Below are 25,238 nucleotides of genomic sequence, written 5' to 3'. Positions count from 1 at the left end.
CTTACTTGTGCTTGCCGGTACCTTTGGCGATGCTGCCAAAGGCCTCGCTGGACGCCTTGGCCACTTGTTCCAGCGTCTTGCGCGCAGCATCGAAAGTGCTCTGCAGCGCTTCGGCGGCCGCATGGCTGTTCATCGGCATGCCCTTCAGGAAGCTCTGCATCGCCTCGATCATCTCGTGGCTACCACTGGAGAGCTGCTGGCTGACAAGCTTGCCCATCTCGTTCTGCAGCTCGGCCGTCACGTCGGCAATGCCACGTGAACAGGAGAACATCTTCTCGGCCGCCTGCTGCGCGTAGCGCGTGCGCAGCTCCATGGCCTCCTGCGGGGTTTTCACCTGGGCCAGGGCCTGGGCGTTGACCACCCCGTCCTCGAACAGCTCCTTGGCAATCTGCATCTGCAATTGAAGAATGCGCTGGGAGTTCTCTATCGACAGCTGCGCCAGCTTGACGGCGGCATCCAGGTTCTTCTTCTGCAATGCCGACACGACCTCATCGCTCTTGTTGCTCATCTCAGACCCTCCGGAAAAATGGTGCAGGCATAGCCTGCCACGCCACACGTTCGATTGCCTTGACTAGAAGCTAGCATCCATGCAGCCGGCGCGCGAGTGCCCGGCCATCAGGCCTTGCTCGGCTTGACAGCCGGCCGCGCCTTGAAATGTCCCGCCATACCCCCACTTTCAGTGCAGATACCCAAGGGGGAAAACTATGCGTTTCGACAAGCTCACTACCCGCTTCCAGCAGGCCTTTGCCGATGCCCAGAGCATTGCCGTGGGCCATGATAGCCAATACATCGAGCCACAGCACTTGCTGATGGCCCTGCTCAATCAGGACGATGGCGGCACCGCCTCGCTGTTGGCCCGAGCCGGCGTCAATGTGCCACCGCTGAAGACGGCGCTCGACCGCGCCATCGACCGCTTGCCCCAGGTACAAGGCCATGGTGGCGAGGTCCAGGTGGGGCGCGACCTGACCAACCTGCTGAACCTCACCGACAAGGAAGCGCAGCAACGCGGCGACCAGTTCATCGCCAGCGAGATGTTCCTGCTCGCCCTGTGCAATGACAAGGGTGAGACCGGCAGGCTGTTCAAGGAGCATGGCGCGAGTCGCAAGGCACTCGAAACGGCCATTGAAGCGATACGTGGCGGCGCCTCCGTGGGCAGCCAGGACGCCGAATCACAACGCGAATCGCTGAAGAAATACTGCATCGACCTCACCGAGCGTGCCCGCAGCGGCAAGCTGGACCCGGTGATCGGCCGCGACGACGAGATCCGCCGCGCGATCCAGATTCTGCAGCGTCGCACCAAGAACAACCCGGTGCTGATCGGCGAGCCAGGCGTGGGCAAGACGGCCATCGTCGAAGGCCTGGCCCAGCGCATCATCAACGAGGAAGTGCCCGAGACGCTCAAGGGCAAGCGCGTGCTGTCGCTGGACATGGCGGCCCTGCTGGCCGGCGCCAAGTACCGCGGCGAGTTCGAGGAACGCCTCAAGGCCGTGCTCAACGACATCGCCAAGGAAGAAGGCCGCATCATCGTCTTCATTGACGAGATCCACACCATGGTCGGCGCCGGCAAGGCCGAAGGCGCCATCGATGCCGGCAACATGCTCAAGCCCGCCCTGGCGCGCGGCGAGCTGCACTGCATCGGCGCCACCACGCTGGATGAATACCGCAAGTACATCGAGAAGGATGCCGCGCTGGAGCGCCGCTTCCAGAAAGTGCTGGTCGACGAACCGACCGTGGAGTCCACCATCGCCATCCTGCGCGGCCTGCAGGAGAAGTACGAGCTGCACCACGGTGTGGACATCACCGACCCGGCCATCGTTGCCGCGGCCGAGCTGTCGCATCGCTACATCACCGACCGCTTCCTGCCGGACAAGGCCATCGACCTGATCGACGAGGCCGCCGCGCGCATCCGCATGGAGATCGACTCCAAGCCCGAATCCATGGACCGCCTGGAGCGCCGCCTGATCCAACTGAAGATTGAGCGCGAGGCCGTCAAGAAGGAGAAGGACGAAGGTTCGCAGCGTCGCTTCGGCCTGATCGAGGACGAGATCGCCAAGCTGGAGCGTGAATACACCGATCTGGAAGAAGTGTGGAAGGCCGAGAAGGCCGCCGTGGTCGGCTCGCAGCACATCAAGGAAGCCATCGAGGCCCTGCGCCAGCAGATGGAAGAAGCGCGCCGCGCCGGCAACTGGCAGAAGATGAGCGAGCTGCAATACGGCGAACTGCCCAAGCTGGAAGCCCAACTCAAGGCCGCCGAGGGCAGTGAGGACAAGAAGACGCCCAACAAGCTGTTGCGCACTCAGGTCGGCGCCGAAGAAATCGCCGAGGTCGTGTCACGCGCCACCGGCATCCCGGTCGCCAAAATGATGCAGGGCGAGCGCGAGAAACTGCTCAAGATGGAAGAGAAGCTGCACGAGCGCGTGGTCGGGCAGGACGAAGCCGTACGCCTGGTGTCCGACGCCATCCGCCGCTCCCGCGCCGGGCTGTCGGAGGAATCGCGCCCCTATGGCTCCTTCCTGTTCCTGGGCCCGACCGGCGTCGGCAAGACCGAGCTGTGCAAAGCACTGGCCGGCTTCCTGTTCGATAGCGAGGATCACCTGATCCGCATCGACATGAGCGAGTTCATGGAGAAACACTCGGTCGCCCGCCTGATTGGCGCGCCGCCGGGATACGTGGGCTACGAGGAAGGCGGCTACCTGACCGAGCAGGTACGTCGCAAGCCCTACTCCGTGATCCTCTTCGACGAGGTCGAAAAGGCCCACCCGGACGTGTTCAACGTGCTGCTGCAGGTGCTCGACGACGGGCGCATGACCGACGGCCAGGGCCGCACCGTCGACTTCAAGAACACGGTGATCGTGATGACCTCCAACCTCGGCAGCCAGATGATCCAGCAGATGGCCGGCCAGGGCTACGGCGCGGTCAAAGAGGCCGTCATGGGCGAAGTGAAGACCTACTTCCGGCCGGAATTCATCAACCGGATCGACGAAGTGATCGTCTTCCACGGCTTGGCCGATGTGCACATCCATGCCATCGCGCGCATCCAGTTGCAGTATCTGGAGCGTCGCCTGGCCCGCCTGGAAATTGGCCTCAAGGTCACCGAAGGCGCCTTGGCCGAAATCGCCAAGGCCGGCTTCGACCCGGTCTTCGGCGCCCGGCCGCTCAAGCGCGCGATCCAGGAATACATCGAAAACCCGCTCGCGCGACGCATCCTGGAAGGCAGCTTCACGGCCAAGGACATGGTGATCGCAGACCAGGAAAACGGCCAGATCGTGTTCCGCCGGCCGAACTGAGTGGCAGATGGGCCGCGGGGCGTGATAGGTAGATCCCCGTGTATGGGCTCAGGCCGGCGTGGATGGCAGCTTCGAACGATGCGGCCTTCTACGCCGGCAGACACTTCAGTCGCAGGCCGTGGCGGGAGTGCTCATGTCGCCAACCCGCGAAACGCGGATCGGCGAACTCTGGAGCGAACACGCAGAGCCTGCCCGAATGCCACGCCGACGCCAGGGTTCGTTTGACTCGGTCCAGTTGATGGCGAGGTGCTTCTTGCGTCCGCGGCCTACTCGGCCTGCAGGGCTGCAGGGCTGTCGACCACACACCGGCAGGCGATTGATGCCCCCAAGCCATCCCCAAGGCACGACTGCGCGCACTTCCTGCCGTGTGTCTGTCACACGCCGAGCAGGGACTTGGCACGGGTGAGTAGACGACGGCGGTCTTCAAGGCCGTTCAGGCCTCCGTTGATGCGTTTGGTGATGGCCGTCAGGTCGTCTGCATCCGCCAGCACATTGAGGTTCTTCTTGGCCCAGAACCAACCGGCGACGTCCACGCAGAGTTCCAGATCCTGTTCGATCAACTCAGGGGTTTGCAGTATCTCGGCTTCGCGTCCAATCGCTTTTCCGTACTCGGCGTAATTGGCCCGGCCGGTCAGTTGGATCAGGCCGCGGCCTTTGAACTTGCGACCGTCGCCGGGCTGCACATTGCCGAGATCGAGACGCCCCTCGTAGGCTTCGCCCGACGCTATCTCTGCCTTGAAGCGCAATTCGCCGGATTCGTGCCCGATCTGGGCCAGGAAATGGGCTTGTCGCAAGGGTGAGTCGATATTCCGGTTGGCCATGATGCGGGTGATCCGCTGCGCCAGTTCGATCACATCCGGCTCCCCGGCACGCAAATACAGGAGCAGCAGGATCTGTGCGTCGATGGATTCGGGCAGCGCCTTGCACAGGGTGTCGAGTTCCGTGCTGGCGACGCCGATCCGCCCGTCCGGTGTTGTTGCACCCATGACACTGCGTTGGAAGGCCATGATGCCGCTCAGCGTCTTTTTGCCAAATGCGCCGTCCGTCTTCAGTGTGCCTTCCTCCAGTTCGAACTGCTTGAGACCGGCGCACAGGTTCAGCAGGCGTTGGACGGTTTCGACGTCGTCGCGGGTATTGGGGCTTTGCGCACCGACGGCGGCCTGTAGCAGGCCTTTGCCGCGTCCACTGGTTCCAGGCGACGGAGCGCCGGCAATGGTTACTGGGCCCAGCGTGGCTCTGCTCGACGGCGCACTGCGCGGCGTGGCGGACGTGCCGTCGCGACGTTCGAAATGCGGCGTGTCCTTGAAGGAATTCCAGTTTCCACCCCAGCGATTGGCAGGGTCCAGGCCCTCCCAGTAATTGCCGAGAGCTTGCAGGTCGGCCACTTCGTAGGTCAGCGCGTACTCGCCATTGGCTTGCTCACGGAAGAAGTTGAGGTCCACCGCCAGCCGCTTGAGATGCTGGCTGTTCATGGTCTTGCTGCGACCGTTCTTGACGTGCAGGGCCTGCTGTTCCGGGGTCCGGTACAACTCGCCGGCGGAGACGAGGAAGCCGAGTTCCGACGCCTTGCGGATCAGCTCGGCCACATGCAGCAGGAAGCTGGATTGTTCGCGCACGAGACTCATGATTGCCCCTCCCTGCCTGAGGCGCCGACCTCATTCTTCGACTGAAGGGCCGCGGTAAGGTCGCCGATCCGCTCTTCCTTGCTTTTACTGCCTGCGCTGGAACCGAAGAAGAACTGGATGATGGCGGACAGGGATACGCCCAACAGAAAGCCGAGCACGGTGTCGATGATGCGGTCGTTACGCCCGCCGGGCTCACCCGGGAAGAACGCCGCCCAGAAGATGAACAGGAAGGTCAGCGACGTAATGAAAATGGCGTAGTAGTAGATGAAGCGCTTGGCAAAACGGTCATCACTGGCCAGTGCCGCTTTTTGCATGTCCCGGGCGGAGACTCGGTCTGCCTGGTGCAGGCGCTCGCGTTCAAGCTCGTTGGCATCTGCCTGCTGGCGGAACTCCAGCAGCTTGGTCTGGTACTCGAACTCGAACTGCTTGAGCTGGGTCCATTGCGCCTCGGTGAGTTTGTCATCGGCCGCATCGTTGATGTCGATGCCGGTCTTCTCTTCGATGAGGTTGCTGATTTCCTGGGTGCCTTTGTCCAGGGCGCCGCGGAACACGCCGCTCAGCAGATCCAGTCCGCGCTTGGCGAGCGCGGGCGCGATGGCGGACAAGGCCGCCGCAATGAGGGGTGCGGGCATCTTCTCTCCCAGGGTCCGAGTGGGGCGACTACGGTCCGTCCGGTCATGCCGGACTCCGGGTAACCATAGTCTTCGGGGGAGGGAATGTGAATAAAAACGAGGCCCCAGGCATGCGTTCGCCCACCTGGGCAGGTTATCGGAGGGGCTTCGGTTTCACTGCGCGCGCGCGGACTGGCGCGGCAGGGGTGATTCAGGGACGCTCGGCGACGCGCAGTGTGCTGCCTTCTACGCCCATGACCACGACGCGACTACCGGCCTTGAGCGCTTCGTCGGCCACGCAATCCCACACGTCCGACCCCATCACGGGCCGCTGGAAGCGTACTTCGCCGTGCTTGAAGGGTGCGACCTCGGAGACCAGGAGGCCGGTTTCACCCAGAATGGCGTCCGGGGTGCCCGCCTTGGTTTTGCGCTGAGCGGCTTTGAAGACCCGCAGCCACAGCACGACCAGGCCGATGGACAGAAGCGTCCATGTCAGGACTTGGGTACTCAGCGACAGCGTGGGGACAAGTAGTAGCGCCAAACCCAGCACCAGGGCCGACAGGCCAAACCACACCAGTACCATGGCCGGCACGAGCAGTTCGCTGGCAATCAGCGCCAGCCCCAACACGATCCAGTGCCACCATTGCAGGCTCATGGATGAGTCGCTCAGGCAGCGTTGTGGGTGGGTAGTTCGACTACGTTGGCGTTGTCTCCGTCAGCGCTCACGCGGTTGAGTTTGCCATCCACGGTGGCGCCGCAGTCCATGCGCAACTGGCGATAGGTGATGTTGCCGGTAATCCGCGCATGTTCCTGCAGTTCGAGAAAGTGCTCGACCTCCACGTCACCGATGATGACGCCGTTGATCACCGCGTCGTAGCTGCGCACATTACCCCGGATCGAGCCCTGGTCACTCAGCACCAGCAGGCTCTTGGTGCCGGGACGACTCAATACGCTGCCGGCCACCTGACCGTCGATGCGCAGGCCGTCGACGAAATGCACATCACCGGCCAGCTCCACGTTACTGGCGATCAGGCTGGACAGCTTGGTCAGCTCGATCGAGGAATCCTTGCGCTTCTTGCCAAACATGTGAGTCGTCTCCTTGCGTTCAACGCGCGGCACTGGGACCGGAGGCTGCCGCCGCCGCTGCCCGCTGGCTGCGGAAGAAACTGATGTCCTCCTGCAGCTTCTTGATCTGGGCCGCCCGGTCGTCGAGCTGGCTCTGAAGTTCCTTGCGTGTGGCCTCGCCGTGGCTCACGCTCATGCGCAACTGTTCCAGCTCAGCTTGCAGTGTCTTGTTCTGCTCGCTGAGACGCTGCATTTCGGCCATCTGCACAGCTTCTGGCGAGCCCAGCTGGGTGCGCCAGGCTGCATAGGCGCCGGCTGCCCCAAGCAGCAGGAGCAATGCCAGCCAGCGTCGCGAGCGCCTGCCCGACGGCTGAATCTGGTATTCGCCGCAACTGAGCTGGCGTGTCCGGATTTCCTTGTTGCTCATCCTGCGCCGGCTCCGACCAACAGGTAGCGCTGCGGATCGACATAACGTCCCTGATGCAGCACCTCAAAGTGCAGATGAGGTCCGGTGGAGCGCCCGGTCGAACCGACTGCGGCAATCTGCTGGCGCGGGGTCACGACATCGCCGGTCTTGACGTGCAGCCGCGAGGCATGCGCGTAACGCGTCATGAGGCCGTTGCCGTGGTCGATCTCGACTACATTGCCCAGCTCTGGATGCCAGCCCGCGAAACGCACCTTGCCACCACCCGCGGCATGGATCGGCGCACCGGTGTCGGCGGGGAAGTCCAGGCCGGAATGGAAGGCCACGCGCCCGGTGAACGGATCAACGCGGTTGCCGAAGGCTGAGCCCAGGTCGTTGGAGTCGATGGGGCTGCGGGTCGGCACCGCCATGTAGGTCACGTTGCGTTCGGAAGCGGCCTCCTCCACTTGCGACAGGATCTGCTGCAGGCAGTCCAGGGCACGTTCGGCGCGCTGCAGTTGCTCGGAGGAGTTTGCCTTGCTGGCACTGATTGCCAGGCTGTATTCACAGCGCGGCGCCAGGGCTTGACCACCCGAGTTGGCGTTGCCACGCGCAACATCCTGTTGCTTGGCACGCCCATTGGACGGCAGGAGATTGCCCAGCTTCTTTTCCAGGCTGTCGAGCGCGGCAATCTTCTTCACCAGGGTGCTGGCACTGGACTCCAGGCTCAGCACGCGGCCGGATAGTTCGCCCAGGCGCTCGAAGGCGAAACGTTCGAGCGCCGGGCTGGCTTGACCCGCCGCAGCCAGGCTCTGCTGGTGTTCGCTCTCGATCTGGCGGCCCACGCTGAGACCGATACCAAAGGCCAGCATACCCACCACAGTGCAGGCCAAGCCTGCACCGAACATGACCTGACGCAGGGTCAGCGCCTTGACGCCGGAGCGAGTCATGGAACGACTCGACAGCAGAATCAACGCCATCGCGTAGTCTCCTCTCAACACATGCCTGCGAGCGGCAGACAAACACATGAACCGGCTCGCCTCTGGCTGGCTGTTCGTATAAGCGGAGCTCGCCAGCCGAGGCAGGCGAGCCCTTGACGTCCGGCCAGGGCGAAAGCCTGCCCTTTCGGACGTACGCGAAAACCCGTGGATGGTACAACAGACGTCCGGAGGGGAATACCCCGCCGGACAGAAGGGATCAATTCATCCGGCACCGGGAGGCGGCACCGGATGGCAGGCAGGTGCTTCAGGATTGGCGGTGTGAAGCGAGCTTGAGCCAGGTATCAACAACTGTGTCAGGGTTCAGGGAGATGGTCTGGATGCCTTCGTCCATGAGCCACTCGGCGAAATCGGCGTGGTCGGACGGACCCTGTCCACAGATGCCGACGTATTTACCGAGACGATTGGCCGCCCCGATGGCCAATGACAAGAGGCTCTTGACCGCCGGGTCTCGCTCGTCGAAGGCATGCGCCACCAGGCCGGAATCGCGATCCAGCCCCAGCGTGAGCTGGGTCAGGTCGTTGGAGCCGATGGAGAAACCGTCGAAGTACTCCAGGAACTGGTCTGCCAGCAGGGCATTGGAGGGAATCTCGCACATCATGATGAGCTTGAGCTCGTTCTCGCCTCGCCTGAGGCCGTGCTCGGCGAGCAGGCCGACCACGCCCTTGGCCTCTTCCAGATTGCGCACGAAGGGCACCATCAGTTGCACATTGGTGAGCCCCATTTCGTTGCGCACCTTGTTCATGGCCAGGCATTCCAGCTCGAAGCAGTCACGGAAGCTCTGCGCGATGTAGCGCGCCGCGCCGCGGAAGCCCAGCATGGGATTCTCTTCCTCCGGTTCGAAGATGTCGCCGCCGAGCAGCTTGCGATATTCATTGGACTTGAAGTCGGACAGGCGCACGATCACTGGCTTGGGCCAGAACGACGCCGCGATGGTCGCCACCCCCTCGGCCAGGCGGTCGATGAAGAACTGGCGTGGTGAGGCGTAGCCGCGCGAACGGCGTTCGATCTCTTCCTGCAGGCTGCCGGAGACCTGGCTGGGCTCCAGGATGGCCTTGGGATGGATGCCGATCATGTTGTTGATGACGAACTCCAGGCGCGCCAGGCCGACGCCGAAGTTCGGAATCTGCGCGAACTCGAAGGCCAGCTCCGGATTACCCACGTTCATCATGATCTTGACCGGCAGGTCGGGCAGATGGCCCATGTCGGTGGTCACGATCTCGAATTCCAGGCGGCCGCGATAGACGTAGCCGGTGTCGCCCTCGGCGCAGGAGACGGTGACCGATTCGCCCTCGGTAAGCACCTCGGTGGCGTCACCGCAGCCCACGATGGCCGGAATGCCCAGTTCGCGCGCAATGATCGCCGCGTGACAGGTGCGCCCGCCACGATTGGTGACGATGGCCGAGGCGCGCTTCATGACCGGCTCCCAGTTCGGGTCGGTCATGTCGGTGACCAGCACGTCGCCTTCCTGCACTCGGTTCATCTCCGAGGCGTGCGCCACGATGCGCACCGGTCCCGCTCCGACCTTCTGGCCGATGGCACGGCCGGTGGCCAGCACCTTGCCGTGCTGCTTGAGGCGGTACTTCTCCATGACCAGCGCGGACTCCTGCGACTTCACCGTCTCCGGACGGGCTTGCAGGATGTAGAGCTTGCCGTCCGCGCCATCCTTGCCCCACTCGATGTCCATCGGGCGACCGTAGTGCTTCTCGATGATCACCGCGTAGTGCGCCAGTTCGGTCACATCGGCGTCACTCAGCGAGAACTGGTTGCGCTGGGCTTCCGGTACGTCCACGGTATGTGTCGACTTGCCGGCTTCCTTCTTGTCGGCAAACACCATCTTGATCATCTTGGAACCCAGGCTGCGCCGCACGATGGCCTGCTTGCCGGCTGCCAGCATGGGTTTGTGGATGAAGAACTCATCCGGGTTCACGGCGCCCTGCACCACCGTCTCACCAAGGCCCCAGGAGGCGGTGACGAAGACGACGTCCTTGAAACCGGACTCGGTATCCAGCGTGAACATCACGCCCGAGGCCCCGAGGTCGGAGCGCACCATGCGCTGCACCCCCGCCGACAGCGCCACCTCGGCATGGGTAAAGCCTTTATGGACGCGATAGGCAATCGCCCGGTCGTTGTACAAGGAGGCAAACACCTCCTTCATGGCATGGAGGATGTTCTCGTAACCCGAGATATTGAGGAAGGTCTCCTGCTGGCCGGCAAAGGATGCATCCGGCAGGTCTTCCGCAGTGGCTGAGGAACGCACCGCGAAGGAGCCCTCGCCTTCCTTGACCAGCGCGTCATAGTGCGTCCGGATCTCGTCTTCCAGGGCCGGCGGAAAGGGCGTATCGACGATCCACTGGCGAATCTGCGCGCCAGTCCTGGCCAGCGTATCGACATCATCCACGTTGAGTGTGCGGAGCGCATCCTCGATGCGCTTGGCCAGGCCCTGATGCGACAGGAATTCGCGGTAGGCGTCCGCTGTGGTCGCAAAACCGCCCGGCACCCGCACCCCTGCCCCGGCGAGCTGGCTGATCATTTCCCCGAGCGAGGCGTTCTTGCCCCCCACTTTGTCGACATCGGTCATGCGCAGGGACTGGAAGGGGATCACGTGGCGGCTCATGTTTTCGGCTCTCAGGTTGCGTTGTGGGGCGAAGAAAAGCATTCTATCCAGCGCAAAATGCTGCACTGCATAAGAGCTTACCCCAACCGTAGTAGCCGCAAGTAGTTGGCTAGACTCCAGCAGAGGTCCATAAAATGATGCATAGCACAAAACGTAGCGTGTTTTTTGTGTCGGACGGCACGGGCATCACCGCGGAGACGCTGGGGCACAGCCTGCTGGCGCAGTTTCCGGACTGTGAATTCCGCGAAATCCGCATGCCCTTCGTCGATTCGGTGGACAAGGCCCGGGACTGCCTGCGGGCGATTAACCAGGCGGCCGAGCGGGACGGTTGCCGGCCCATCGTGTTCAGCACCCTGGTGCAATCGACCATCGTGGACGCGCTGCATGAGGCCGATGCTACTTTCCTCGACCTGTTCGACAAGTTCATCGGGCCGCTGGAGCAGGAGCTGGGTACCAAGTCCACGCATACCGTGGGACGCTTTCACGGCATCACCGACAGCGAGGACTACAAGACGCGCATCGAGGCGATCAACTTCACGCTGGCACATGATGACGGCGTGTCGGACAAGAATCTGGACGCCGCCGAAGTGATCCTGATCGGCGTGTCGCGTTCCGGCAAGACACCGACCAGCCTCTACCTCGCAATGCAGTTCGGCGTGAAGGCGGCCAACTATCCGCTGATTCCGGAAGACTTCGAGCGCAACAAGCTACCCGGGGAAATCCACAGGTACCGCGCCAAACTGTTCGGCCTCACCATCTCGGCGGAGCGCCTGTCGGCGATCCGCCAGGAACGTCGCCCCAACAGCAAGTATGCGTCGATCGAGAACTGTCGCTACGAACTGGAGGCTGCCCACAAGCTCATGCGGCGCGAGGGGATCAGCTTTATCGACTCCTCGACCCGCTCGATCGAGGAAATCTCGGCCCGCATCATGCAGGACATACGCATCAACAAGAGCGGCTTCTGAACCTGGACCGGGCTTGATGGTCGTCAAGCAAACCCGGCCCACCCCTAACGCACTGTAGGCCTCATTGCCCTTCATGGCCTGGCCCAGACATGGACGAACGCCACTACCTGACCCCCTTGTTCGAACCCCGTACCGTGGCCATCGTCGGCGCCACGGAGCGCGAGGGCCGGTTGGGTGCCGTGCTGATGCAGAACATGCTGCAGGCCGGCTACAAGGGTGGGCTGTACGCGGTGAATCCAAAGTACCGCCAGGTCCATGGCGTGGAGTGTTTCCGCCGCATTGGCGAAACCCCACAGAAAGTCGATCTCGCGGTCATTGCCACGCCAGCGCACACCGTACCCGACGTGGTGGAAGAATGCGGCCGGGCGGGCGTGCGCATGGCCGCCGTGCTGTCGGCCGGTTTCGGCGAAAGCGGCGCGGCCGGCGCGCATCTCGAAATGGAGACGGTACGTAGCGCCAGGCGTTACGGCATGCGCCTGTTGGGCCCCAACAGCCTGGGGCTGGCCCGGCCGCTGATCGGGCTCAATGCAACCTTCTCGCTGAAGCCGCCGCAGCCCGGGCCGGTGGCCCTGGTGTCGCAGTCCGGCGCCTTGTGTGCGGCGGTCCTGGACTACGCAGGCCCCAACCACATCGGCTTTTCCAACGTCATCTCGCTGGGTGTTTCCAGCGATCTGGATTTCGGCGAGATTCTGGATTACCTCGTGTGGGATTTCCGCACCGAGAGCATCCTGCTGTATGTCGAAGGCATCCGCGATGCGCGCCGCTTCCTTAGCGCCCTGCGTGCCGCCGCCCGCGCCAAGCCGGTCATGGTGCTGAAGGTCGGACGTCATCCGGTCGGCTCGCGTGCCGCCTTCACGCACACCGGCGCCATGCCCGGCGACGATGCGGTGTTCGATGCCGCGCTGCGCCGCGCCGGGGTGATCCGCCTGTACAACCTGAGCCAGCTCTACGCGGCCTCCAAGGCCTTGTTCGCACATTTCCGGCCACGCGGCAACCGCCTGGCCATCATCACCAACGGTGGCGGTCCGGGCGTGATGGCAGCCGACCGCGCGGGCGACCTGGGCATCCCGCTGGCACAGCTCTCCACCCAGACGGTGGCACGCCTGAACCGCATCCTGCCGCCCCATTGGTCGCGCGACAATCCGGTGGACCTGGTCGGCGATTCCGACCCCGAACGCTATGCCGCCGCGCTGGACGCCCTGCTTGGCGACGAGGCTGTCGATGGCGTGCTGTGCCTGCTGTCGCCCCAGGCCATGACCCAGCCGACCCAGGTGGCGCGTCGCGTGATCGCGCTCAAGGCCAAGACCGACAAGCCTTTGCTGACCTGCTGGCTGGGCGACGATGTGTGCCGCGAAGCGCGCGAAGAGTTCCGCCTCGCCGGTATTCCCAGCCTGCGCACGCCGGAGGTCGCGGTCGAACTTTTCTCCAACCTCTCGTCCTACTATCGCAACCAGCAGTTGCTGACCCAGACCGCGGCACCGCAGGAGGACGATCGCCCGTCCCTGCGCGAAGCCGCGCGCATGATCATCGACAACGCGCTGGGCGAGCGCCGCACCGTACTGCTGCGCCACGAGGCCATGGCCTTGCTGGCCGCCTTCCGCATCCCCATCGTGCCGCTGCGCGTCGCCCATACGGCGGCCGAGGCGGTCGCGATGACGCAGGACATCGGCTTCCCGGTGACGCTGCGACCCAACGCCCCCTTGTCCGATCTGCCGGCTGGCGCCTCCACCGTGCGCCTGAACATCGTCAGCGCAGTGGGCGTCCATCTGGCGTTCGAAGAACTGCTCGCCGCACTGCAACAACGCATGCCCGAAGCCACGGCCAGCGGCATCTGCGTCGAGCCCATGGTAGAGAACGACTACACCCGACAGTTGATGGTCCGGGTCTGGCGCGACCCGGTGTTCGGGCCAGTGATCGGTTTCGGCGAGCGCAGCCTCGACCCGCACTACTGGCCCGATCGCGCAGTGGCCCTGCCCCCGCTCAACGCCTACCTGGCCAACGACCTGGTGCGCGGCACGCGGGCGGCGACGCGCATGCAGTCTCTGTCGGGCCTGCCCGCTGCCGACCAGGCGGCCGTCGAGAAGCTCCTGCTGCGCGTCTCGGAGATCGTGTGCGAGCTGCCCTGGATGCGCAGTATCGAACTGAACCCCTTGTTCGTTGACGATCATGGCGCCTGCGTCGCCGACGCCCGCATCGAGGTTGGGCAGATTCCGCGCAATGCGGGCCGTTACGAGCACATGGCGATCCACCCCTACCCCAGCGACCTGATCCGCCACTGGGAGTTGCGCGATGGCACGCCGGTACTGATCCGCCCGCTGCGCGCTGAAGACGCGCAAAGCGAGCAGGACTTCGTGCGCCGCCTGTCGCCCGAGACCAAGTACTTCCGCTTCATGAGCGCACTGAAGGAACTGCCCCCCTCCCTGCTGGCCAAGCTCACCCAGATCGACTATGACCGGGAAATGGCCTTCCTCGCCTTGATCGACCGCGAGGGCGAGGATTTCCAGATCGGGGTCTGCCGCTACACGGTTAACCCGGACGCCACTAGTTGCGAGTTCGCCATCGTCGTCGATGACGCCTTCCAGCACAGCGGCGTCGGCCGCAAGCTCATGGAGGTGCTGATCGAGACAGCACGTCAGCGCGGTCTGCGCCAGATGAAAGGTATCTTCCTCACCAATAACGATCGCATGCTGCGCTTCGTCCAGCGCCTGGGCTTCCGTCTCAGCAATGACCCGGATGACAATTCCATCAAGCACGGCTCACTGGACCTGAGTGCCCCCCCGGCTGAGCCCCGCTCATCGCCCTGACATTGCTCACAGAGTGGCGACAGCCTGTACAGCGCGCAGGCCTGAACGCCTCGGGTACAATCGCTGCCTCGCTTTTGCTGCATGAGACTCACCGCCCGATGCGCCTGACCGGACGATCCTTCAGTCTTGCCCCGCTCCTGTCCATTTTGGCCTGGTTGCTGGTGGCAGGCATCGTGGCCTGGGTGGCGGCCGGCTGGTACTGGCGCCTGGCCGCAGCACGCGGCGAACAGGCCGTGCCCGCAATTGCCACCGATGTTGCAACCGTGACGCGCGAGATCACCAGCCGCAACCTCTTCGGTCAGCCGGTGAACAGCGCCGGCGACGCCGCCCCGGTCAGCTCCAGCCGCTACCGCCTGATTGGCGTCGCCGCAAATTCCGGCACGGCAAGGGGCTTCGCCATCATCCAGGTCGACGAAAAGACCTCCCTGCCCGCCATCGAAGGCGAGGAATTCGAGCCCGGCGTCAAGCTCCTGCGCGTGTTGCCACGCAGTGTGGAGATCGAACGCAACGGCCTGCGCGAAACCCTGAGCTTGGCCGACAACGCGGCCGCCGGAGCGACGCCGGTACTGACCCAGGCGCCAGCGGCAACCCAGGCCCCGCCGCCACCGCCTCCTCCACCCAGCATGCTGCGCCCCGTCGCACCGCCGCCCGAGGCCAACAACGCGCCTCAAACTGAATCCACCTCGGACTGAGCAATGAACAAGCCCGTATCCTCCCGCAAGCTGTCGGCCACCCTGGCGGGCCCGTTCCTGGCCTTGCTCCTGCTCGGAGCGTCGCCCGCACTGCAAGCCCAGACCAACGATGGCCGCCCACAGACCGTGGAGAGTGGCGACAACGTGTCGCTGAACTTCAACAATGCCGAGATCGAAGCGGTAGTGCGCGCCATCGGCAAGCTGTCAAACCGCAACTTCATCATCGACCCGCGCGTGAAGGGCACGATCAACATCGTGACCCACCAGCCGGTTCCGCGCGCCATGACCTACTCCATCCTGCTGTCGGCACTGCGCCTGCAAGGCTACGCGGTGGTCGAGGGCAAGGACGTGGTCAAGGTCGTGCCCGAGGCCGACGCCAAGCTGCACGCGGTGCAGGTGGACAAAGACCGCAGCAAGCCCGCCACCGGCGACCGCATCGTGACCGAGGTATTCGCCATCAAGCATGAGTCGGCCAACCAGCTCGTGCAGGTGATCCGCCCCCTGGTGACCGCCAACAACACGGTGAGCGTATACCCCGGTAACAACTCGCTGGTGATCACCGACTATGCCGAGAACATCGCGCGCATTGCGCGCATCATCCAGTCAATCGACGTGCCCCAGGGTGATGCCCAGGTGCTGGAGCTCAAGCACACCTCGGCGGTCGATATGGCCGCCCTGTTGACGCGTCTGTACAACGAAGGCGCGCAGAACCAGGAAGCCTCGATGCGCGTCACCGTGCTGGCCGACTCACGCAGCAACAGCCTGGTCGTGCGCAGTGAGAACCGCTCGCGCCTGCAGGCGGTGCGTAGCATGGTGGCGCAACTCGACCAGCCGAACGCGATCACCAACGTACGCGTGGTCTACCTGAAGAACGCCGATGCTACGCGGGTCGCCCAGACCCTGCGCTCGGTGCTGGCGCGCGATGCCAGCGGCAACGCGACAACGCCCGCCGCCCAGCCGGCCACCACCACCGCGCCGACCTCGACGCAAAGTACCGGCAGCATGAGCAGCAGCGCAGCCGGGGGAGCTGCGCAGTCAGCAATCAACCTGGGAGGCGGCTCCGTCTATGCCGACACCGCCAACAATGCCCTGGTGATCACCGCGCCAGACGCGATGTACAACAACCTGCGCGCCGTCATCGATCAGCTTGACCGTCGCCCGGCCCAGGTGTACATCGAAGCGCTGATTGCCGAGATGTCGTCCGAGCGGGCCGCCGAGTTCGGCATCCAGTGGACGGATGCTCAGGGTGACGCGATCCTGAACACCAACTTCGGTGGTACTGGCCAGAACATCATCGGCATCGCCCAGAACCCGGCCACGATAGGCAAGGGCATGAACTTCGTCGTGGGCGGAGGATCAGTTGAAATTGCCGGCGTAAAGATTGGTGAACTGGGTTTTTTGGCCCGCTTCCTGGAATCCGATGCGCGCACCAACATCCTGTCCACGCCTAGCCTGATCACTGTGGACAACGAAGAGGCCAAGATCGTGATCGGCAAGAACGTGCCCTTCGTGACCGGCCAGTACACCAACACCGGCAGCTCGACGCCATCCAACCCCTTCCAGACCATCGAGCGCAAGGACGTGGGCCTGACCCTCAAGGTCAAGCCTCAGATCACCGAAGGTGGCTCGGTGCGCCTGCAGATCATGCAGGAGGTGTCGGACGTGCTGCAGGACACCGCCTCCAACGCCAACGGCCCGACCACCACCAAGCGCTCGCTGGAGTCGGTAGTGATCGCCAACAACGGCGAGGTCATCGTGCTGGGCGGCCTGGTGCAGGACAACTACACCGGCGGCGTGGACAAGGTGCCCTTCCTCGGCGATCTGCCGTTGCTGGGCCCGTTGTTCCGCTACGACACGCGCAGCCGCTCCAAGGCCAACCTGCTGATCTTCCTGCGCCCGCGCATCATGCGCAGCAGCGATGACAGTCGCAACGTGACCCAGAACCGCTATGACTACATCATGGGCGAGCAGCGCGGCAACGTGGACGACAAGAACCTGATGCGCGGCGAGGCACCGGCCCCGGTGGTGCCGCCGATCGAGCAGTTCAGTCCGCAGCCCGTGGCCCCCGCCACCGCGCCCGTCAAATCGCAGCCTCCGGCCCCGTAAGCCCATGCAGGCCCTGCCCTACATCTTCGCCCGTACCCACGGGCTCATGATCGCCGAGGCCGGCGAGGCCAGTGTCGAGCTGCTGGCACGGGAGGACGTCGCGCCCGCCGCGGTGGCCGAGGTGCGCCGTCACCTGGGCCTGCCGCTCAAGCTCAACCGGGTGCCGCGCGCCACCTTCGAGGCGCGCCTGGCCGAGGCCTACGGCCAGGGCGAAGGCGACGCCGCCGCCGTGGTCGACGATGTGGGCCAGGACGTGGATGTGTCGCAGATGATGCAGGAGATCCCGGTCATCGAGGATCTGCTGGAAACGCAGGACGACGCGCCCATCATCCGCATGATCAACGCCTTGCTGCAGCAGGCAGTGCGCGAGAAGGCCTCGGACGTGCATATCGAGCCCTACGAGCGCAGTTGCCTGGTGCGCTTCCGCCGCGACGGCACGCTCACCGACGTGGCCCGCCCGCACCGCGCGCTGCACGCCGCCATGGTGTCGCGCATCAAGATCATGGCGCAGCTCGACATCGCCGAGAAACGCCTGCCGCAGGATGGCCGCATCTCGCTGCGCCTGGCCGGTCGCACCATCGACGTACGGGTATCAACCGTGCCGACCGCACATGGCGAACGCATCGTGCTGCGTCTGCTCGACAAGTCCTCCAACCAGCTCGGACTGGAATCGGTGGGCATGGCCAGCGGCACCCAGACTGCCTTCCGCCGCCTGATGGCGCAGCCGCACGGCATCGTGCTGGTGACCGGCCCCACCGGCTCGGGCAAGACGACCACGCTGTACGCGGCGCTGCGCGAGATCGCCAGCCCCACGCGCAACATCGTCACGGTGGAAGACCCGGTCGAGTACGACTTGCCCGGCGTTGGCCAGATCCAGGTCAATCCGCGCATCGAGCTGTCTTTCGCCCGCGCGCTGCGCTCCATCCTGCGCCAGGACCCGGATGTCATCATGATCGGTGAAATCCGCGACCTGGAGACCGCGCAGATCGCGGTGCAGGCCAGCCTGACCGGCCACCTGGTGCTGGCCACCCTGCACACCAACGACGCCTGCTCGGCAGTCACCCGCCTGATCGACATGGGGGTCGAATCCTTCCTGCTCGCCAGCACCTTGCGTGGCGTGCTGGCGCAGCGCCTGGTGCGCTGCCTGTGCCCCAAGTGCCGCGAAGCACGCCCCGCGACGGATGCTGATCGCGAAATGCTGGGCGCCCAGACGCCCGATACGCTGTGGCAGGCCGCCGGTTGCACCGCCTGCGCGCGCAGTGGCTACGCAGGCCGCAGCGGGGTCTACGAGTTGCTCACCGTCGACAGCGGCATCGCCCAACTGATCCACGACGGCGCACCCGAGGCGCAACTGCGCGAAACCGCGCTGCAGCAAGGCCTGCAACTGCTGCGCATGGATGGCATGCGCTACCTCGCCGACGGCCGCACCTCGCCGGAAGAACTGCTGCGCGTGACCCGCGACAACTGAGATGGCCGTCTTCTCCTATCGCGCGCTCGACGCGCAAGGCATCGACCACCACGGCAGCCTGGAGGCCGACAGCGCCCGCCACGCCCGCGGGGTGCTCAAGGAGCGCGGGCTGTTCCCCACCGAAGTGAAGCCGCTGGCGGGTGACGCCCGCCAGCAGCGGCGCGTCCGCCTCTCTGTGTCCGAGCTGTGCCTGATGACGCGCCAGCTCTCCGCCCTGCTGGGGTCCGGCCTCAACGTGCCCCAGGCGCTGGCCGCGCTGGGTGAACAGGCCGAGAACCCGAACACCCGCGCGGTGCTGGCTGCCGTGCGCAGCGAGGTGGTCGGCGGCCAGTCCCTGCGCGCGGCGATGGAGAGTGCGGGGAATGCTTTTCCGCCGATCTATCGCGCCTCGGTAGCCGCCGGGGAGAAATCCGGCCAGCTTGCCGAGGTCATGGCGCAACTGGCCGACTACCTGGAGCGGCAGGACGCGATGCGCCGCAAGACCCTGCAAGCCCTGCTCTACCCCGCCGTGGTCGCCACCGTGGCGCTGCTGGTGGTGGTGGCCTTGCTGACCTACGTGGTACCGCAGGTGGTGTCGGTGTTCCAGCAAGGCAAGCAGGCGCTGCCCCTGCTCACCCGCATCCTGATCTTCGCCAGCGCCCTGCTCAAATCCTGGGGCTGGCTGATGCTGCTGGGTACTGTAGCGAGCGCGGTCGGTTTCCACTACGCGCTGCGCGAACCGCATCTGCAGCGGCGCTGGGATGCCTGGCTGCTGAGCCTGCCCCTGGTCGGTCGATACCTGCGCACGGTGGATACCGCGCGCTTCGCCAGCACACTGGCCATCCTCGTGAGCAGCGGCGTGCCCTTGCTGTCGGCGCTCGACGCCGGACGCCAGGTGATCCAGCGCATGCCGCTGCGCGACGCCGTGAGCAACGCGGCGGACCGCGTGCGCGAAGGTGCCTCGCTGTCGCAAGCCCTCAAGCAGACGCAGGCCTTCCCGCCGCTGCTGATCCACATGATCTCCAGCGGCGAAGCCACCGGTGAGTTGTCCGGCATGTTGTTCCGCGCCGCACAGTTGCAACAGACCGAGGTGGAGAATCGCACCGCGATGATGACCACGCTGCTGGAGCCCTTGCTGCTGCTGTTCATGGGCGGTACGGTCCTGCTCATCGTGCTGGCCGTCATGCAGCCGATCATCCAGATCAATACTTTGTTGAAGTAAAGACATGTCCGAACACACTGGAGTACACACCATGCGACGTTCCGCCAGCGCCCAGCCACGTCGTGCCGCCATGCGCGGCCTGACCCTGATCGAAATCCTCGTCGTCGTCGTGATCCTGGGCATCCTCGCCGCCCTGATCGTGCCCAAGGTCATGGATCGTCCGGACGAGGCACGCATTGCAGCCGCCCGCCAGGACATCAGCGCCCTGGTGCAGACCTTGCGCCTGTACAAGTTCGACAACCGCACCTACCCGAGCAACGAGCAAGGCCTGCAAGCGCTGGTGACGAAACCGACGACGGCCCCGTTGCCTGCGAACTGGAAGAACGGGGGCTACCTCGACAAGTTGCCCAACGATCCCTGGGGCCACCCTTACCAGTACCTGAACCCCGGCGTGCATGGCGAGATCGACGTGTGGAGCCTGGGTGGGGACAGCGAGCCCGGTGGCGAGGGCGCGGCGGCCGATATCGGCTCCTGGATGTAATTCGCGCGACCACACTCGAACCGCGATGCGTCACAGCCGGGGCTTCACCCTCATCGAGGTACTGGTGGTCCTGTTGATCATCAGCGCCTTCTCCGGACTGGTGGCCTTCAGTCTCGAAGGCACGCGCAATCGCAGCATCGAGAACGAGGTCGAGCGCCTGCGCGTCGTGCTGGAATTTGCCAGCGATTACGCCGCGGTGCAGGGCACGCCGGTGGCGGTGGACCTGCTGGCCGAGGGCTATCGCTTCAGTGCGATGCAAACCGACGGAACCTGGAAGCTGCTGTTCGCGCCTTCCGCCCTGGCCGCGCAGAACTGGCCGGAGAACGTATCGGTGCTCGGTCTCAGCATCGACCAGGTGGATGCCCGCCCGCCTTACCGCATCGTGTTCGGCCGCGAGGCCCCCGAGTACGTACTGAGCCTGCGCACCCCGCTGGGTATCGAAACCCTCACAGGCAGCCTGGTGGGCAGCGTGGCGCGCGCGCAGTCCGAGCCGCGGGGCTCCTGATGCGCAAGCGCGGCGGCTTCACCCTGCTTGAAGTCCTGGTTGCGTTGGCCATCCTCGCCATCGCCCTGACCGCCGTCATGCGTGCGGTCGGCATCGCCTCCCAGCAAGCTGATGCGGTACGCGAACGCATGCTGGCGCAATGGGTGGCGGAGAATCGCCTCAATGAGCATCGCGCCAAGGCCACCTGGCTGGAGGCCGGTTCGTCGGCCAACGGCGAGGTCGAGCAGGCGGGCCTCAAACTCAGTTGGCGCGAGGAAGTGAAAGCGACGCCCAATCCCTTGTTCCGGCGCCTCGAGGTCAGCGTGTTCCGCACAGGCGACGACGCCCGCCTGATCATGTTGACCGGTTTCCTGTCGCGGGCTGCCCAATGACCCTGCATCGCCGGTCGCACGGCCTGACTCTCATCGAACTACTCGTGGCGATCGCCATCTTTGCCGTGCTGGGCGTGATGTCCTGGCGCGCCCTGTCGACCACGCTCGACAGTCGCGAACGCCTGCAGCAGGAGTTTGGTGACTGGCAGCGCCTGGCGCGGGTATTCAGCCTGGTCGAGACCGAACTGATCCAGATCGTGCCGCGCGAGGCTGGTCCTACCGACACCACGCCCGCGGTGCGCTTCCAGATGCTGCAGGACGGTGCCAATCGGCTGATCTTCCTGCGTGTGCTGGACAGCGCGGGCAGCCGCCACACCGGCTACGAGTTCGCCAACGGGCGCTTCAACCTGCTGCGCTGGCAGACCGAAGACCTTAGCCTTGAGCCACGACGCGAGGTCTTGCTCGAAAACGTGCGCGCCGTACGCTGGGCCTTTACTGACCGCCAGGCCGGCACGCCCTGGCTGGCCACCTGGCCGCCGCAGGCCGAGCGGCGCAGCGAATTGCCCAGTGGCCTGCGCCTCGAGATCGAGGTCAACAACATCGGCAGCGTGAGTCGGATCTATGCGCTGCGCTAGTCCGTACATCCATCCCGCTGCCCGCACGTCACGCAGCCAGGCCGGTATGGCCGTGATCATGGCGCTGCTCACGGTGGCGCTGGTCGCCGGCGTCGCGGCCGCCCTCATGGCCGACTATGGCAACGCGGTCAGTCAGCTCTCGGGGCGGCGCGACCAGACGCAATCGCAGTGGCTGGCGCGTGGCGCCATCGACTGGGCGCGCAACGTACTGGAAGACGACTTCCGGCGCGGCGGAGCCAACAATATCGACCATCTGCGCGAGGAATGGAACGTGAAGGTGCCCCCCACGCCGGTGGATGAGGGTGAGCTGAGCGGTGAGATTCTCGACATGTCGGGCCGCTTCAACCTCAACTCGGTGGTCACCGGCGGCGCCGTCGACACGCGCCAGCTCGCCATCTTCGTCCGCCTGCTGCAACACGCGGGCATCGACAGCGCACAGGCCACGCAACTCGGAAACGCCCTGGTCGACTGGCTGGACTCGGACCAGGAGATCGTCGGCCCGGGAGGAGCCGAGGATTCCTGGTACCGCAGCCAGCCACGCCGCCGCATCACGCCCAAAGGCTACCTGGTCGATGTCGGCGAGCTGCTCAACGTGCGCGGCTTCGATGGCGCCATCGTGGACGCGCTGCGCCCCCATGTCGCCGCGCTGCCGGCCGCAACCCGCCGCATCAATGCCAACACCGCGAGCGCCGAAGTCATCGCCGCCCATGTCGAGGGCATGAGTCTCACCGACGCACGTGCCCTGGTCACGGCGCGTGAACGGGCCTACTTCACCTCGCGCGACAATTTCATCTCGCAACTGCCCAAGAACACCAGCAGCGACGCCAGTCAGTTCGAGGTGCGCAGCGAATTTTTCCTCGCCACCGGCCGCGCCCGCTGGGGCAGCGCCACCACCCGCATGGAGGTGCTGCTCAAGCGCAGCCAGGCGAGACCGGATATCCTGTGGTTCAAACTTCTGTAAGCAAACCGAAGCAGCAATGAAGACATTACGCGTGCTGATCCCGGACGCTTGGCCCGACCACCCGGAAGCCCACTGGGCCCTGGTCGACGAGGCCGGTCGCGTCGACAGCGAAGGCCATGCCGAGCCGCGCCACTGGCCACAGGCGGAGCGCACCGAAATCATCCTGTCCGGCAGTCAGGTCGCCTGGCATACCGTACGCATGCCGCGCGCCAGCCTGCGTGAGCAGGCCAAATCGCTCGGTTTCGCGGTGGAGGAACACCTGCTGCGCGAGCCGGACAGCCAGCACAGCACGCCCACACTGCAGGGCGAGGAAAGCTGGTCGGTGCTGGTCATTGCGCGCGAGCGCCTGCGTCGCCTGTGCGCCCAGTTCCAGACCCTGCACCGGCCGCTCGACGGCGCCTACGCCGCCCTCGCCTGTCTGCCCTGGGAAGCGGGCAACTGGACCCTGGCCGTGGATGGCCAGGCCCTGCTGGTCCGCCACGCCGAACACGCGGGCTTCTATGACGACCTCCCTGGCGACGGGCAAGCCCCGTGGATTCTGACCGAGACCCTGGAGCAGGCGCGCAGCGCCGGCACCCTGCCGCAAGCCCTGCGCGTGCTGAGCGGACACCGTAGCGATACGGGCTGGGCCGATCGACTCTCCTGCCCTGTGGAGAACGCGGGCGAATGGCCATGGCATCAACTTGGCCAAGCGCCCAACCTGCTGCATGGCGAGTTCGCCGCGCGCCACCGCACCGACGCCTGGCTCAAGCACCTCAAGCCAGCCGCCGCGGTCCTGCTGTGCGTATTCCTGGCCGATCTGCTGCTGGGCGGCATCGAAGTTGCCCTGCGCCGCAACGAGCTGGCAACCGTCAAGGCCGACATGGCGCGCCTGCTGAAGAGCCAATTGCCGGGCACCGCGGTGCTCGATCCGGCGCTGCAGATGCGCCGCGAACTCAACAACCAGCGCTTGGCGCATGGCCAGTTTTCCGACGACGCGCCGCTGGTTCTGCTGGCCCAGTTGTCCAACGCCCTCGGTGCCGAAGCGAACAACGCGATCTCAGCGCTGCGCTTCGAGAACGGCACGCTCAATGTAATATTCGCCTCCACCTCGCTGGACCTCGACGGCCTGCAGCAACGCCTCTCCGCACAAGGCATCCGCGCGGTCCGTCGCGAGGGCGACGGCCTGCAACTGAGCCTGACGAGGAATCCCGCATGAAGGCCCTGTCGCAACTCCTCCGCTCTACCCAGGTCCAGCAGGCGCTTGCCGCCTGGCAGGCGCGCAGCCGGCGTGAACGCCAGTTGCTGCTCGCCGCACTCGGGGTCATCGTGCTGGCCGTCCTGTGGACCAGCCATGACAGTATCCGCGCCGAACGCAAACGCCTCGATCGCGTGGTGCCGACGGCCCATTCCCAGCTCAAGAGCATGCAGGAACAGGCGGCCGAGTTGGCCCGCCTGTCCAACCAACCGCGCCTGCCCAAGCTCGATGTGACGCGTCAGACCGACGAGATCACGAGTGCGGCCAAGACCCAGGGACTGAGCGTGCAGGTCAAGAACGAGGCCGGACGCCTGGTGATCAGTGGCGACGCGCCCCAGTTCAACCAGTTGGTCGCTTTCGTGGGCGGGGTACAGACTGCGTTGGGTATGCGCAACGAGATGCTGGATGTGAGCCGCGTGCCGGCGGGCATCCACTTCGAGCTGCGCCTGGCGCCGCTCAATTGAAGCTGTCGTGCTGAAGCGATCACTTGCCGGCCTGGCCCTGCTGGGCGTCTGCCTTGCAGTGCGCGCCCCCGCCTCGGTGTGGGACAGCGCCCTGCGGCGGGCCAGTCAGAACAACTTCGGCCTGCTCGACGTCCAGGGCTCGCTGTGGGAGGGACAGGCGGTGCTGGGGGCGCTAGATGCCGAGGCCGGCGTCATGCGCGCGGTGATGCCCGTGGCCTGGAAATGGCATGCCGCACAGTTGCTGCGGGCCCGACTCAAATGGGATTTCTCGCTCGCCGGCAGCCTGCCCTTCGGCCTGCAGGCCAGCGTCCAGGGCTTCTCGCTATCCACCTTGCGCCTCAGTCTGCCGGCGCAATTCGTGATGGCGCGTATTCCCAACACTCTGGCTCGCGCGGGTTGGCGGGGCGACTGGCTGATCAATCTGCCGGCGCTGGCCTGCGACTGGCAGGGGCGGTGCGATGGCTCGCTATCCGCGCGTTGGCAGGGTGCCGCCTCCGATCTGTTCCCCGGCCGCCTGCTGGGCAACTACCGGCTGGACGTGGGCGCGCGCCAGGGCGCACTGGACTTCCGCCTCGGCACGGAGGGCGGCGACGTGCGCGTGGATGGCAGTGGCCAGCTCGACGCGCAGCGCCAGTACAGCTTCAATGGCTTCATCACCGGCGACGCGGCCTTCGTCAACCGCATCCCCAACGTGGCCAGCCCCTTCGTTCAACGTACCGACACGCCGGGTCGTCTGCGCATCGCCCTCCAAGGCCGACTGCGCTGAGGGGGCCAACGCAAACCGGCCGCTGCTTGCGCGCGG

The 25,238-nt window shown here is 65.2% G+C and carries 23 protein-coding genes; 15 read left to right on the top strand and 8 right to left on the bottom strand.

The annotated features are described in order from the left end of the window. Position 1: 1 nt before the first annotated feature. Complete coding sequence (locus tag NMB43_RS09615; RefSeq protein WP_494351938.1) at positions 2-508, bottom strand: phasin family protein; 507 nt, start codon at positions 506-508, stop codon at positions 2-4. 196 nt (positions 509-704) lie between these two features. Here NMB43_RS09615 and clpB point away from each other — a divergent pair, with 196 nt between their 5' ends. Next, positions 705-3,287: an ATP-dependent chaperone ClpB gene (gene clpB, locus NMB43_RS09610; RefSeq protein ID WP_494351937.1), complete on the top strand. Its 2,583-nt coding sequence runs from the start codon at positions 705-707 to the stop codon at positions 3,285-3,287. A gap of 374 nt (positions 3,288-3,661) precedes the next feature. Here clpB and NMB43_RS09605 read toward each other — a convergent pair whose 3' ends face one another. The 7 genes from NMB43_RS09605 to ppsA all read right to left on the bottom strand — a co-directional run bounded on the left by NMB43_RS09605 (position 3,662) and on the right by ppsA (position 10,606). After that, positions 3,662-4,912 (bottom strand): M15 family metallopeptidase, encoded by a 1,251-nt coding sequence (locus NMB43_RS09605; RefSeq protein ID WP_494351936.1) that lies wholly within the window; start codon positions 4,910-4,912, stop codon positions 3,662-3,664. Further along, on the bottom strand, positions 4,909-5,544 hold the full coding sequence (locus NMB43_RS09600) for a hypothetical protein (protein ID WP_494351935.1): 636 nt from the start codon (positions 5,542-5,544) through the stop codon (positions 4,909-4,911). The genes NMB43_RS09605 and NMB43_RS09600 overlap by 4 nt, the downstream gene beginning before the upstream one ends. Positions 5,545-5,734: 190 nt before the next feature. Beyond that, the gene (locus NMB43_RS09595) at positions 5,735-6,178 is read right to left on the bottom strand and encodes an NfeD family protein (protein WP_494351934.1); all 444 of its coding nucleotides are present in this window, start codon (positions 6,176-6,178) and stop codon (positions 5,735-5,737) included. Positions 6,179-6,189: 11 nt separating this feature from the next. Further along, positions 6,190-6,609, bottom strand: a complete 420-nt coding sequence (locus tag NMB43_RS09590; protein ID WP_494351933.1) for a bactofilin family protein — start codon at positions 6,607-6,609, stop codon at positions 6,190-6,192. Positions 6,610-6,628: 19 nt separating this feature from the next. Continuing rightward, complete coding sequence (locus NMB43_RS09585; protein ID WP_494351932.1) at positions 6,629-7,015, bottom strand: hypothetical protein; 387 nt, start codon at positions 7,013-7,015, stop codon at positions 6,629-6,631. Continuing rightward, on the bottom strand, positions 7,012-7,971 hold the full coding sequence (locus NMB43_RS09580; protein WP_494351931.1) for a M23 family metallopeptidase: 960 nt from the start codon (positions 7,969-7,971) through the stop codon (positions 7,012-7,014). Before NMB43_RS09580 ends, NMB43_RS09585 begins: the two co-directional genes overlap by 4 nt. Positions 7,972-8,236: 265 nt before the next feature. After that, positions 8,237-10,606, bottom strand: coding sequence for a phosphoenolpyruvate synthase (gene ppsA / locus NMB43_RS09575; RefSeq protein ID WP_494351930.1), 2,370 nt, complete (start codon positions 10,604-10,606; stop codon positions 8,237-8,239). A gap of 134 nt (positions 10,607-10,740) precedes the next feature. Here ppsA and ppsR point away from each other — a divergent pair, with 134 nt between their 5' ends. The 14 genes from ppsR to gspN all read left to right on the top strand — a co-directional run bounded on the left by ppsR (position 10,741) and on the right by gspN (position 25,202). Beyond that, on the top strand, positions 10,741-11,571 hold the full coding sequence (gene ppsR, locus NMB43_RS09570) for a posphoenolpyruvate synthetase regulatory kinase/phosphorylase PpsR (RefSeq protein ID WP_494351929.1): 831 nt from the start codon (positions 10,741-10,743) through the stop codon (positions 11,569-11,571). An 89-nt stretch (positions 11,572-11,660) separates the two neighbouring features. Beyond that, entirely contained in the window at positions 11,661-14,375 is a 2,715-nt protein-coding gene (locus tag NMB43_RS09565; RefSeq protein ID WP_494351928.1) for a bifunctional acetate--CoA ligase family protein/GNAT family N-acetyltransferase, read from the top strand. 98 nt (positions 14,376-14,473) lie between these two features. Next, positions 14,474-15,067: a type II secretion system protein N gene (locus NMB43_RS09560; RefSeq protein ID WP_494351927.1), complete on the top strand. Its 594-nt coding sequence runs from the start codon at positions 14,474-14,476 to the stop codon at positions 15,065-15,067. Positions 15,068-15,070: 3 nt separating this feature from the next. After that, on the top strand, positions 15,071-17,173 hold the full coding sequence (gspD, locus tag NMB43_RS09555; protein ID WP_494351926.1) for a type II secretion system secretin GspD: 2,103 nt from the start codon (positions 15,071-15,073) through the stop codon (positions 17,171-17,173). Positions 17,174-17,177: 4 nt separating this feature from the next. Next, positions 17,178-18,641 carry a type II secretion system ATPase GspE gene (gene gspE, locus NMB43_RS09550; protein WP_494351925.1) on the top strand — a complete coding sequence of 488 codons (1,464 nt, stop codon included), beginning with the start codon at positions 17,178-17,180 and terminating at the stop codon, positions 18,639-18,641. Between the two features lies 1 nt (position 18,642). Continuing rightward, positions 18,643-19,842: a type II secretion system inner membrane protein GspF gene (gspF, locus tag NMB43_RS09545; protein ID WP_494351924.1), complete on the top strand. Its 1,200-nt coding sequence runs from the start codon at positions 18,643-18,645 to the stop codon at positions 19,840-19,842. Between the two features lie 31 nt (positions 19,843-19,873). Then, complete coding sequence (gene gspG, locus NMB43_RS09540) at positions 19,874-20,323, top strand: type II secretion system major pseudopilin GspG (protein WP_494351923.1); 450 nt, start codon at positions 19,874-19,876, stop codon at positions 20,321-20,323. A 25-nt stretch (positions 20,324-20,348) separates the two neighbouring features. Then, on the top strand, positions 20,349-20,828 hold the full coding sequence (locus NMB43_RS09535) for a pilus assembly FimT family protein (RefSeq protein ID WP_494351922.1): 480 nt from the start codon (positions 20,349-20,351) through the stop codon (positions 20,826-20,828). Then, the gene (gene gspI / locus NMB43_RS09530; protein ID WP_494351921.1) at positions 20,828-21,199 is read left to right on the top strand and encodes a type II secretion system minor pseudopilin GspI; all 372 of its coding nucleotides are present in this window, start codon (positions 20,828-20,830) and stop codon (positions 21,197-21,199) included. Before NMB43_RS09535 ends, gspI begins: the two co-directional genes overlap by 1 nt. Further along, the gene (locus NMB43_RS09525; protein WP_494351920.1) at positions 21,196-21,774 is read left to right on the top strand and encodes a type II secretion system protein GspJ; all 579 of its coding nucleotides are present in this window, start codon (positions 21,196-21,198) and stop codon (positions 21,772-21,774) included. The genes gspI and NMB43_RS09525 overlap by 4 nt, the downstream gene beginning before the upstream one ends. A gap of 46 nt (positions 21,775-21,820) precedes the next feature. After that, positions 21,821-22,735: a type II secretion system minor pseudopilin GspK gene (gene gspK, locus NMB43_RS09520; RefSeq protein ID WP_494351919.1), complete on the top strand. Its 915-nt coding sequence runs from the start codon at positions 21,821-21,823 to the stop codon at positions 22,733-22,735. 16 nt (positions 22,736-22,751) lie between these two features. Beyond that, positions 22,752-23,933 carry a type II secretion system protein GspL gene (gspL, locus tag NMB43_RS09515; protein WP_494351918.1) on the top strand — a complete coding sequence of 394 codons (1,182 nt, stop codon included), beginning with the start codon at positions 22,752-22,754 and terminating at the stop codon, positions 23,931-23,933. After that, the gene (locus NMB43_RS09510; protein ID WP_494351917.1) at positions 23,930-24,436 is read left to right on the top strand and encodes a type II secretion system protein M; all 507 of its coding nucleotides are present in this window, start codon (positions 23,930-23,932) and stop codon (positions 24,434-24,436) included. The genes gspL and NMB43_RS09510 overlap by 4 nt, the downstream gene beginning before the upstream one ends. A 7-nt stretch (positions 24,437-24,443) precedes the next feature. Beyond that, entirely contained in the window at positions 24,444-25,202 is a 759-nt protein-coding gene (gene gspN / locus NMB43_RS09505) for a type II secretion system protein N (protein WP_494351916.1), read from the top strand. Positions 25,203-25,238: the final 36 nt, after the last annotated feature.

The sequence above is a fragment of the Uliginosibacterium sangjuense genome (assembly GCF_059132465.1).
Note: the sequence above shows the minus strand (reverse complement) of the source record. Positions and strands in the feature narration are given on the sequence as shown.